We start from the raw sequence: 9,990 nt of genomic DNA, 5'->3' as shown, positions 1-9,990 counted from the left end.
CTACAAAACCGACAGAACTTCACCCGGCGAACCGGCCTCAGCCCCAGCGTCCTTAGGAAGCGCAGAAGAGGCGCCGCTCAGCGGCGGCGCCGTCTCGATGGGCGGTTTATAGGCGGGACCCCCGAGACATGTCAACACGCTCGATGAACTTTTTTTGACGGACCTGTTCGATTTCCTCGGAACGCCCCCTCCCGGCCCTGCGCACTTTTTTTATTTGGTACGCGCGCGTTGTGCGTAAGCGCGGTGCGCGCGCGTAGACCTCTGGTTTCGCAAAACAGCCGCATTCCGCCGGCACAGGGGCGGACGGCACGGCGGATTGATTCCGGCTGCCGACACGGGCATGTTCTCGGGACACCTTCGTTCAGAGCGCGCTCAAGACCGCCTCGCTCCGGCGGGGTTCGCGATCAAGGTCAAGACAGCACACGATGAACGCCCATCCCGAGTTCGCCCAACCGGTCGAGCCGCTTGCCCCCGAGGCAGCGGCTTTGCTGGTCGATCTCGGGATCGAGCCGCCCATTCTCCCGGTCGATTCGCGCCAGCAGCCGCTCGATCGGCGCGGTGTGTCGCTGCGCTGGCTTTTCGCCTGCGCGCTCGTCGGCTCCTGCGGCGCGGCGCTGCTCGGCGCGGCGATCCTGGTCGCGATGCGCGGCGACACCAGCTATCCCGAGCAGCCCGAGATGGTCGCGGTACGTGCCTCCTCGGCGGCGGGGGATGGCGGCGGCGCCCGCAAGGCCGACAAGCTCGTCGCCGACCAGCCGGTTCTCGCGGCGCGCCACACGATGCGCGCGCCGATGTCGCAACGTGTCGGAGACCGCGAGGTCATCCGCGTCAGGCCCTTCGTGCGGCTCGCCACCAACCTGTCGCTGACCACCGGCGTCTATGCCACCAACATCCCGCCCTTCAACCCGTTGCGGCTCTTCGCCGAGGGCGGCCAGCCGGACGAGCGCTATGCCGAGCCGGCGCAGGACACCGCCGACGCCGACGTCACCATCGTCAAGCGTGACCTCGCCGACATCGTCATTCCGCCGGGCAAGCCGCAGCTCGGCGACAGCGAGGTCGTGTCGCAGATCGAGGAGGAGCGCGCCAACGTCGCCTCCGGCCGCCAGCGCGCCCTGCCGATCCCGCCGCAGCTCATGCTGAGCCGCACCTTGACCGGGGCGGCCCCCGTCAATGGCGACATCCTCGGCTATGCGCCCGCGACCGATACGCGCTTTTCGGGCATCGAGGTCCGCGTCGTTCCCGAGAACGTCACCAATGCGCCCAAGACCCCGATCCCGGCCTCGCGCGAGCCCGAGGTCGAGGACAAGCTGGTGATGGCCAAGCGCGGCGAGAATTTCGAGCAGGTGATGCGCGGCGCCGGCGCCCAGCCGGAGCAGATCCGGACCATGATCACCGCCTTCGGCGGCAAGGTGAAGACCGCGCCCCTGCCCGACGGGCAGGTCCTGCAGGTGCTCTATGCGCCGGGACCGGGCGCGGGCGACGCGCGCCAGATCATGCGCGTCTCGCTGCTCACCAACGGCCAGCCGGACGGCATCATCGCGATGAACGACAAGGGCGCCTTCGTTGCCGTCAACATCCCGGAGGCGGCCACGCCCCAGCGCGGCGAGCGGCGCAATGTCGAGAGCGAGGAGGAAGACGAGGATTCCGGCGGCGCCCGGCTCTATGAGAGCCTCTACGAGACGGCGGCCCGCCACGACCTGCCCCGGCCGCTCGTCGACGATCTCGTGCGCATCTTCTCCTATGATCTCGATTTCCAGCAGCGCATCCATGGCGGCGACAATCTGGAGGTGATCTACACCGAGGAAGAGGAAGGCGAGCGGTCCGAGATCCTCTCCGCCAGCCTCACCGTCAACGGCGAGACCCGCCGCGTCTATCGCTACCAGTCGCCGGAAGACGGGCTGATCGATTATTTCGACGATGACGGCAAATCGCTGAAGAAGTTCCTGCTGCGCAAGCCGGTCGCGGAAGGCGAGCTGCGCTCCGGCTTCGGCATGCGCTACCACCCGATCATGCGCTACTCGAAGATGCATACCGGCATCGACTGGGCCAACCGCATCGGCACGCCGATCCTCGCCGCCGGCAACGGCACGGTGCTCAAGGCCGGCTGGTCCTCGGGCTATGGCAAGCACACCGAGATCCAGCACGCCAACGGCTATGTCACGACCTATTCGCACCAGTCGAACTTCGCCCCCGGCATCGTGCCGGGGGCCAAGGTCCGCCAGGGCCAGGTCATCGGCTACATCGGCACCACCGGCCTCTCCACCGGCCCGCATCTGCATTACGAGGTGCTGGTCAACGGCAAYTTCGTGAAYCCGMTSAAGATCCGCGTKCCGCGMGGRCGCGAGCTSSARGGCMMGACGCTGGCCGAGTTCAAGCGCCAGCGCGACGAGGTCCGCGGATTGATCGAGAAGGCGGGCGGCACCGTCGCACAGTTGCGCTGAACGCATGGCGCGCCGGCAAAACGCGGCGCGCTCTGCTTTCGCCAGTTGACACGAGCCGATAAAGGCGACACCGCGAAACGGCTTCCTGTCCTCGCGGCGTGACCCTGACCCATGCTCGCTTCCCTGCTTGTCGTCCTGCCCGTCTTCGGGCTGATCGGACTGGGCTATTTCGCCCGGTGGACGAAGCTCCTGCGCGAGACGACCGGCGAGGGCCTCTCCGACTTCGTCTTCGTCCTCGCCGTGCCCTGCCTGCTCTTCCGCACCTTGGCTAAGGCGGATATCCCGGCGACCCAGCCCTGGGGCTACTGGATCGCCTATTTCGCCGGGCTCGCCGTGGTCTGGGCGCTGGCGATGCTGATCGCCAGCCGCTTCTTCGCCCGGAAAGGGCCTGAGCTGGTCGTCTCCGGCTTCGCCGCCGCGCAGTCGAACACGGTCTTCGTCGGCGTCCCGATGATCCTGAAGGCCTATGGCGATGCCGGCGCCGTGCCGCTCGGCCTGCTTCTGGCCGTCCATCTGCCGGTGACGATGACGGTCGCGACCCTGCTGGCCGAAGGACGCACGGCCTCGATTCCGCTCCTGATCAAGCGCCTCTTCACCCATCCGATCATCATCGGCATCATCCTCGGCTCGATCGTGCGCCCCTTCGTGGCGCAGATACCGGAGCCCTTCTGGACGCTGGTCGATCTGCTGGCCGGTGCGGCCGTGCCCTGCGCGCTGATCAGCCTCGGCATCGCCATGCGGCGCTATGGGCTGGAATCGGGCCTCGCTTTGCCGACCGTGCTCAGCGGCCTCAAGCTCGGCCTCCACCCGCTGCTGGTCTACTGGCTCGCGACCCGGATCTTCGAGATGCCGGCGCACTGGTCCGGCGTCGCCGTGCTCTTTGCCGCCTGCCCCTGCGGGATCAACGCCTATCTCTTCGCCGAGCGCTATCGGCAGGGCGTGGCCGACGCCTCGAGCGCGATCACCCTGTCCACCTTGCTGTCGCTCTTCAGCACGGCCGCCTGGCTGACCTTTCTCGGCGTCGGGTAGCCCCACGCGGCGGGCCCGCCCGCATTCCGACCTTCAGGCAAAACCCAGCCTCTGCCTGATCGCAGCGGCGGAGACGCCTTGCGCCCGCAACTCCGCCAGACTTTCGGAGGCGAGACTCTTGGCGAGCTTGCGGCCGTCGGCGTCGATCAGCAATGCGTGGAAATGATAGAGCGGCGTCGGCAAGCCGAGCAGGCGCTGCAGCACGACATGAACGTCCGTCGCAGCCTCGAGATCCCGGCCGCGCACGACATGGCTGACACCTTGCAAGGCATCGTCGGTGACGACCGCGAGATGATAGCTCGTCGGCACGTCCTTGCGCGCGAGCACGCCATCGCCCCAGCGAGCGGGCTGCGCCGGCACGAAGCAGCGGCGGCCTGCCTCATCGAACAGCTCGTAGCCCAGGCCATCCCCGGCTTGTGACAAGGCTCGCGCCATGTCGAGGCGTAGCACATGCGGCTCGCCGGCAGCGATCCGATGCTCCGCTTCCGCCTTGTCGAGCCCCTTGCAAAAACCGGGATAGAGCGGCGCGCCGTCCGGATCGACCGGCCAGGATTTCCCGTTTTCGGCCTCGCACGCAGCGACCGCCGCCTTGATCTCCTGCCGCGAGCAGAAACAGGGGTACACCAGCCCTCGGGCCTGCAGAGACGCAAGCGGCCGCCCGTAATCGTCGAAATGCTCGGATTGTCGTCGCACCGACCCTTCGAAGCAGATACCGAGCCAATCCAGATCCGCGAGGATGCTATCGACGAATTCCGGCCGGCAGCGGATCAGGTCGATATCCTCGATCCGCAGCAGGAGCCGCCCGCCGAAGCGCCGCGCCAGCGCCTCATTGCTCAGGGCCGACAGGGCATGGCCGAGATGCAATCGCCCGTTCGGGCTCGGCGCGAAGCGGAAGACGGGCTGCCGGGAATCGGGTGGATATGCGGCCATCGGTTCGATCTTAGGCTATGCCGTTCTAGAAGAGCCATCCGCCGAGGCCAAGCGCTGCTGACGGGAAGCGTCCCGCCTGCCAGCCATCCTGAAGCCCATGACCGAACGAATCACCTGCAACGCCGATCTCGAAGAAGGCATGGCCGCGCTGGCCGCGCGGCATCCGCATTGGCGCGCCATCATCGACCGCACCGGCCTGCCGCCGCTCCGGCTGCGCGAGGGCGGGCTGACCGGGCTTGCCGGCATCATCGTCTCGCAGCAATTGTCCGTGGCGAGCGCGCGGGCGGTCTGGAATCGCTTCGAAAGCGTCTTCGTGCCGCTGACGCCCGAGCGCCTGCTGGCCGCGACCGATGACGACATGCGCCTCTCGGGGCTGTCACGACCCAAACAGCGCACCCTGCTGGCGCTGGCGGCAGCGCTTGCCGAAAAGCGTCGCGTAGTTCCGTCGAAAACCGACAAGTCCCGAAAATCAGCCGCGGGCGATTTTCAACGCCGTCTGCGCACCGGCGCGCAGCATCCCGCTGTCGCTCATCACCGTGACCATGCGCGCGCCCATGGCGAGGCCGGCCTTGGCGCGCTCCGCGGTCCCGGCATAGAGCGCCACCGGCTTATTCACGGCCGAGGCTCGGGCCACGACATGCTTCAGCGCCTCGTCCACCTCGCGCGCGGCCGCGTCGACCTTCGCACCGCCGAACAGGGCGATCGAAAGGTCCGAGGGGCCCACGAAGAGCGCATCGATCCCCTCCAACGCCAGGATATCGTCGACGATCGCCATCGCCTCGCGCGTCTCGATCATGGCGAAGGTCATGGAGAAGCCATTGGCCTGCCTGAGATAGCTGTTCTGGTCGAGGCCGGAGGCGCCAAGCCCGCCATAGCTGCCCCAGCTGCGCTCGCCGAGCGGCGGATATTTGGAGTAGGCGGCGAAGCGGCGCGCATCCTCCATGGTGTTGATCATCGGCGCGATCACCCCGGAGACGCCGGAATCGAACAGCTTCGAGACGTTCTGGAACTCGCCGACCGGGATGCGGGCGATCGCCGGCTTGCCGGCCGCATTGATCAGCGGGATCGCGCGGATGACCTCGCCGAGCGTGATCGGCCCATGCTGCATGTCGAGCGTGACCGCATCGAAATCCTCCTGCGCGAGAATGGCGGAGACCGACGGGTCGGGCAGGCCGCACCAGGCCGAGACGACGGTCCCGCCTTTCGCGAAGCGATCGGCGAGGGAGGACAGGACGGTGGGCTTGGCCATGATGGGGTGATCCGCTTGGAAGCCCGCTCTCGACGAATGGCGGGCGTCCGCAACCTGAACCGGCGGCGCCCCAAAAAGCAAACGGGCGCCCATGCGCCCGTTTCAATCTCGCCTTGCGTAAACCGGGAGGCGGCCCGGGCATCAGCCCGAAAAGCGGAACGCGGTTTTCGGAAAAAGCCGATGCAGGATCAAAGAGCTCTAGCGCCCGGCCTGGATCTCCTCGGCCGCCTGGATCAGCAGCTCGGCCATCACCCGGCGGATCTCCGTCTCCGGCACGGCGACATCGCCCAACGTGAAATCGTTCTTCACCTTGCGCAGCACGTCCTCCTCGCCGGCCTCCTCGAAATCGGCCACGACGACCGCCTTGGCATAGGCGTCCGCCTCGGCGCCGCTCTTGCCCAGCTTCTCCGCCGCCCAGAGTCCGAGCAGCTTGTTGCGCCGTGCGGTAGCCTTGAAGCGCAGCTCCTCGTCATGGGCGAACTTGTTCTCGAAGGCGTCCTTGCGCTGGTCGAAGGTCGTCATGCGGCGTCGGGCTCCTGTGCGGGGCTTGAGATGGCGTCGTCGTCCCTCATATAGGGCGGCGCYCCGGCAAGAGCCAGTCTCGGCCGCGGGCGAGGACGCTTTTAAGGGCTTTCAGCCATCCGGCAGCGGGGCCGGAGGCGATTTGTTGCGTTTGCGGGCGAGACACTCCATATAGCAGGCGCATGGCGCCCTTCGGCGCGAAGCGAGAAACCGGCTCGACGCCGGTCCGCGATCCCCGACGGATCGCCCGGACCGGAGCGAACCGGCCGACACGATCAGGGGCCAAGATCCCGCCGCGACAGTCATCGCGTCCAGTGAAGGGCCGACCTTTGGATTTCCTCAAGCCACGGTACATCCCCATGAATCGCCGCCGTCGCATCTACGAAGGCAAGGCGAAGGTCCTCTATGAGGGGCCGGAGCCCGGTACGCTGATCCAACATTTCAAGGACGACGCCACCGCCTTCAATGCGAAGAAACACGAGGTGATCGACGGCAAGGGCGTGCTCAACAACCGCATCTCCGAGCACATCTTCTCGAACCTCAACGACATCGGCGTTCCCACGCATTTCATCCGCCGGCTGAACATGCGCGAGCAGCTCATCCGCGAGGTCGAGATCATCCCGCTCGAAATCTGCGTGCGCAATGTCGCCGCCGGCTCTCTCTCGACCCGCCTCGGCCTCGAGGAAGGCACGCAGCTCCCGCGCTCGATCATCGAGTTCTATTACAAGAACGACGCGCTGAACGATCCGATGGTCTCGGAAGAGCACATCACCGCCTTCGGCTGGGCGACGCCGCAGGAGATCGACGACATCATGGCGCTCGCCATCCGCGTCAACGACTTCCTCTCCGGCCTCTTCCTCGGCGCCGGCATCCGCCTCGTCGACTTCAAGATGGAGACGGGCCGCCTCTKGGAAGGCGAGATGATGCGCATCGTCGTCGCCGACGAGATCAGCCCCGATTCCTGCCGGCTCTGGGACATCAAGTCGAAGGACAAGATGGACAAGGATCGCTTCCGCCGCGACATGGGCGGCCTGATCGAGGCCTATTCGGAAGTCGCCCGGCGCCTCGGCATTCTCGGCGAGAACGAAAACCCCGGCCAGAGCGGCCCGCGCCTCGTGCAGTGAGCGCCGTCACCCGGCCACAATCGCAATCGAAGCGGGAGCGCATGCGCTCCCGTTTTCATGTCGTGCCCCTGTTCCTCGCGGCGAGCCTCCTGCTCGGCGGCTGCGCCGACCAGTACGGCGCCGGCATCGCCGAATTGCCGGCATCGGCCGGCTGGCACCGTCTGCCGATCGGCTCCTGGGTGCTGAATGACGGGCTCGAAGCCCGCGCGATGGTGTTCTGCCCGCGCGACGCCTGCCCCCGCCAGGGCTTTGCCGCCGTCATTGCCTTCGAGGGCGCCGAGGCCCGCCGCATGGAGCAGGCGCTCTCGGAAAATCCGGCCGAACTCGCCCGCTCCTTCGCGCGGCTCAAGGCGGAGAAAACGGCTGCCAAGGCAGCCGAACAGCGCAAATCCGGCAAGAAGCCTCAAAAGCCGGCACCGGAACGCAGCGTGACCGACTATGCGCGCTTCGATACCGCCGATGCCAAGGGCGTCCTCGTCACGATCCGCGCCAAGGATGCGCCCTCCCGGCAAGGCGTCACGGCAATCCTCTACGCCCGCGAGAACGACCGCCTCGTCGTCGCGCTCGCAGTCAGCGACGAGGCCGAGGCGGCCAAGCGCGAAGCGCAAGCCGCCTGGCGCAGCCGCTGATTCACGTGAAACCGCCGGAAACGGCTGAGCCCGCCCCGATTCGTACAGAACCAGCAAGCTGAGCATGTCCTGATCGCAAAAGTGGTTTCCACTTTTGCGGAACATGCTCTAAGGCACCCGCAAACAGCCCGCGCTCGGAGAATGCCATGAAAGCCCGCGTCACCGTCACCCTGAAGACCGGCGTGCTCGATCCGCAGGGCAAGGCGATCGAGGGCGCGCTGAAGTCGCTCGGCATCGACGGCGTCGGCTCGGTGCGTCAGGGCAAGGTCTTCGACATCGAGCTTGCGACCGCAGACAAGGCCGCCGCCGAGGCGGCACTCAAGGCCGCCTGCGAAAAGCTCCTCGCCAACACCGTGATCGAGAACTACCGCGTCGAGATCGGAGCCTGACCGATGAAAGCCGCCGTCATCACCTTTCCGGGCTCCAACCGTGACGGCGACGTCGCCAAGGCGCTGAAGCAGGCCGGTGCCACCGTCAGCCATGTCTGGCATGCCGATACCGAACTGCCTGGTGGGACCGATCTCGTCGTGCTGCCGGGCGGCTTCTCCTATGGCGACTATCTGCGCACCGGCGCCATCGCCGGCCGCGCCCATATCATGGACGCCACCCGCGCCCATGCCGCGCGCGGCGGCTATGTGCTGGGCATCTGCAACGGCTTCCAGATCGCCTGCGAGGCGGGGCTGCTGCCCGGTATCCTCGTGCGCAACGCCCATCTGAAATTCGTCTGCAAGCGCCAGCACCTCACGGTCGAGCGCAACGACACGCCCTATACCCGCGCCTATGCCAAGGGCCAGGCCATCGACGTCTGCATCGCCCATGGCGAGGGCAACTACATCGCCGATCCCGAGACGCTGGCCCGCCTCGAAGGCGAGGGCCTCATTGCCTTCCGCTATGCCGATGCGCAGGGCAAGGTCACGGCCGAGGCGAACCCGAACGGCTCGCTCAACAACATCGCCGGCATCTATTCGCAGGGCTTCAACGTGCTCGGCCTGATGCCGCACCCGGAAAACCTGATCGATTCGCTGGTCGGCGGCACCGACGGGCGCGGCCTGTTCGAGAGCCTCGTCGCGGCCAAGGCGGCCTGAAACCAGCGCCACAAGCCGTCATTCTCGGGCGAAGCGAAGCGCAGACCCGAGAATCTCACGACAAGAAGGCGCCGGTTGAAGAGATGCTCGGGTCAAGCCCGAGCATGACGGCTGTTCGTCAGCCTCCCTTCAGCGCACGCTGGAGCAGCCTCGCCGCCGCCGCCTGATCCAGCGGGCCGACATGCTTGTCGAGGATGCGCCCGTCCGGGCCGATCAGGAAAGTCTCCGGCACGCCGTAGACGCCCCATTCGATCGCGGCGCGGCCGCCCTTGTCGGCGCCAACCGCCGAAAAGGGATTGCCGAGCGCGCCGAGGAAGCGGCGGGCATTCTCGGCCTCGTCCTTGTAGTTCATCCCGACCAGCGCGACCTTGCCCTGCTTCACCGCATCCGTCTGCGACAGGCCGACGAGCACGGGATGCTCGACCTTGCAGGGCGCGCACCAGCTCGCGAAGACGTTGACCAGCGTCGCCCGGCCCTGGCCCAGATTGGCATTGCCGAAAGCCGGGACCGGCTGGCCGCCCCGCGCCAGACCCTCGACCGGCGTCAGCGCGATCGCCGGCGCGGTCTTGCCGATCAGTGCCGAGGGCACGCGGCTCGCATCGCCGGAGAACAGCCCGATCCCGAAGACGATGGCGAGGCCGCCGAACAGGATCAGCGGCGCCAGGAACAGGAGCGGCGAACGGCGGCGCGGCGCAGCCTCGCCTTCCATCGTCGTCTTCGCCTGCTGTTCGGTGCCCGCCGAACTCATGCCGCCAACTCATGCCGCCTCTCCAGCCCGGCGCCGCGCTGCTCCAGCGCGGCGAGAGCCCGCTTCTGCGCACGGTGATCGCGGATGATCGAGAGCGTCAGCCCGGTGAGGACGACGACGACCGCCGCCCCGGCGGCCAGGATGAAGCCGGCATGCGGCCCGCGGCTCGTGGCCAGCGCGGTCATGCCGGCGCACCCAGCGCCGACAGCCGGTCGAGCCGGCCGGTCGAGCCG

Annotated in this window: 11 protein-coding genes and 1 pseudogene; 7 read left to right on the top strand and 5 right to left on the bottom strand. The window is 67.3% G+C overall.

Going from position 1 to position 9,990, the window contains the following annotated elements; translation table 11 throughout:
• Positions 1–425: 425 nt before the first annotated feature.
• Positions 426–2,441: a M23 family metallopeptidase gene (locus AB4Y99_RS25585; RefSeq protein ID WP_441525303.1), complete on the top strand. Its 2,016-nt coding sequence runs from the start codon at positions 426–428 to the stop codon at positions 2,439–2,441.
• A gap of 111 nt (positions 2,442–2,552) precedes the next feature.
• Positions 2,553–3,470 carry an AEC family transporter gene (locus AB4Y99_RS25580; protein WP_038358097.1) on the top strand — a complete coding sequence of 306 codons (918 nt, stop codon included), beginning with the start codon at positions 2,553–2,555 and terminating at the stop codon, positions 3,468–3,470.
• A gap of 33 nt (positions 3,471–3,503) precedes the next feature.
• On the opposite strand, the gene gluQRS is transcribed toward AB4Y99_RS25580, so the two are convergent.
• Positions 3,504–4,400, bottom strand: coding sequence for a tRNA glutamyl-Q(34) synthetase GluQRS (gene gluQRS, locus AB4Y99_RS25575; RefSeq protein ID WP_441525302.1), 897 nt, complete (start codon positions 4,398–4,400; stop codon positions 3,504–3,506).
• A gap of 97 nt (positions 4,401–4,497) precedes the next feature.
• On the opposite strand from gluQRS, the pseudogene AB4Y99_RS25570 reads away from it, so the two are divergent.
• Positions 4,498–4,824: pseudogene (locus AB4Y99_RS25570) on the top strand (DNA glycosylase family protein); the annotation flags it as partial.
• A 45-nt stretch (positions 4,825–4,869) separates the two neighbouring features.
• Here AB4Y99_RS25570 and AB4Y99_RS25565 read toward each other — a convergent pair.
• On the bottom strand, positions 4,870–5,649 hold the full coding sequence (locus tag AB4Y99_RS25565) for an HpcH/HpaI aldolase family protein (protein WP_142023439.1): 780 nt from the start codon (positions 5,647–5,649) through the stop codon (positions 4,870–4,872).
• Positions 5,650–5,847: 198 nt separating this feature from the next.
• The gene (locus tag AB4Y99_RS25560) at positions 5,848–6,171 is read right to left on the bottom strand and encodes a DUF1476 domain-containing protein (protein ID WP_038358103.1); all 324 of its coding nucleotides are present in this window, start codon (positions 6,169–6,171) and stop codon (positions 5,848–5,850) included.
• Positions 6,172–6,500: 329 nt separating this feature from the next.
• Here AB4Y99_RS25560 and purC point away from each other — a divergent pair, with 329 nt between their 5' ends.
• The 4 genes from purC (at position 6,501) to purQ (ending at position 9,009) form a co-directional block, all read left to right on the top strand.
• On the top strand, positions 6,501–7,295 hold the full coding sequence (gene purC / locus AB4Y99_RS25555) for a phosphoribosylaminoimidazolesuccinocarboxamide synthase (protein WP_441525301.1): 795 nt from the start codon (positions 6,501–6,503) through the stop codon (positions 7,293–7,295).
• Between the two features lie 41 nt (positions 7,296–7,336).
• A complete protein-coding gene (locus AB4Y99_RS25550) occupies positions 7,337–7,924 on the top strand; it encodes a hypothetical protein (RefSeq protein WP_441525300.1) in 588 nt (195 codons plus the stop codon).
• 146 nt (positions 7,925–8,070) lie between these two features.
• Complete coding sequence (gene purS, locus AB4Y99_RS25545; RefSeq protein WP_038358108.1) at positions 8,071–8,313, top strand: phosphoribosylformylglycinamidine synthase subunit PurS; 243 nt, start codon at positions 8,071–8,073, stop codon at positions 8,311–8,313.
• Between the two features lie 3 nt (positions 8,314–8,316).
• Positions 8,317–9,009 carry a phosphoribosylformylglycinamidine synthase subunit PurQ gene (purQ, locus tag AB4Y99_RS25540; RefSeq protein WP_142023441.1) on the top strand — a complete coding sequence of 231 codons (693 nt, stop codon included), beginning with the start codon at positions 8,317–8,319 and terminating at the stop codon, positions 9,007–9,009.
• A 118-nt stretch (positions 9,010–9,127) separates the two neighbouring features.
• Here purQ and AB4Y99_RS25535 read toward each other — a convergent pair whose 3' ends face one another.
• On the bottom strand, positions 9,128–9,757 hold the full coding sequence (locus tag AB4Y99_RS25535) for a DsbE family thiol:disulfide interchange protein (RefSeq protein ID WP_441525299.1): 630 nt from the start codon (positions 9,755–9,757) through the stop codon (positions 9,128–9,130).
• On the bottom strand, positions 9,754–9,990 hold a 237-nt coding region (gene ccmD / locus AB4Y99_RS25530; protein WP_441525298.1), incomplete at its 5' end, for a heme exporter protein CcmD. The genes AB4Y99_RS25535 and ccmD, both read right to left, overlap by 4 nt.

Origin of the sequence: Allobosea sp. TAB14 (assembly GCF_052113865.1) — a bacterium.
GTDB classification, from domain to species: domain Bacteria; phylum Pseudomonadota; class Alphaproteobacteria; order Rhizobiales; family Beijerinckiaceae; genus Allobosea; species Allobosea spartocytisi.
The sequence above is the reverse complement of the archived record's forward strand: the minus strand, read 5'-3'. Positions and strand labels throughout refer to the sequence as shown.

Coding starts and splice junctions, on each gene's coding strand:
- gluQRS (WP_441525302.1), bottom strand. CDS start 4,400: ATGGCCGCATATCCACCCGATTCCCGGCAGCCCGTCTTCCGCTTCGCG.
- AB4Y99_RS25535 (WP_441525299.1), bottom strand. CDS start 9,757: ATGAGTTCGGCGGGCACCGAACAGCAGGCGAAGACGACGATGGAAGGC.
- AB4Y99_RS25580 (WP_038358097.1), top strand. CDS start 2,553: ATGCTCGCTTCCCTGCTTGTCGTCCTGCCCGTCTTCGGGCTGATCGGA.
- purQ (WP_142023441.1), top strand. CDS start 8,317: ATGAAAGCCGCCGTCATCACCTTTCCGGGCTCCAACCGTGACGGCGAC.
- purS (WP_038358108.1), top strand. CDS start 8,071: ATGAAAGCCCGCGTCACCGTCACCCTGAAGACCGGCGTGCTCGATCCG.
- AB4Y99_RS25560 (WP_038358103.1), bottom strand. CDS start 6,171: ATGACGACCTTCGACCAGCGCAAGGACGCCTTCGAGAACAAGTTCGCC.
- AB4Y99_RS25550 (WP_441525300.1), top strand. CDS start 7,337: ATGCGCTCCCGTTTTCATGTCGTGCCCCTGTTCCTCGCGGCGAGCCTC.
- AB4Y99_RS25565 (WP_142023439.1), bottom strand. CDS start 5,649: ATGGCCAAGCCCACCGTCCTGTCCTCCCTCGCCGATCGCTTCGCGAAA.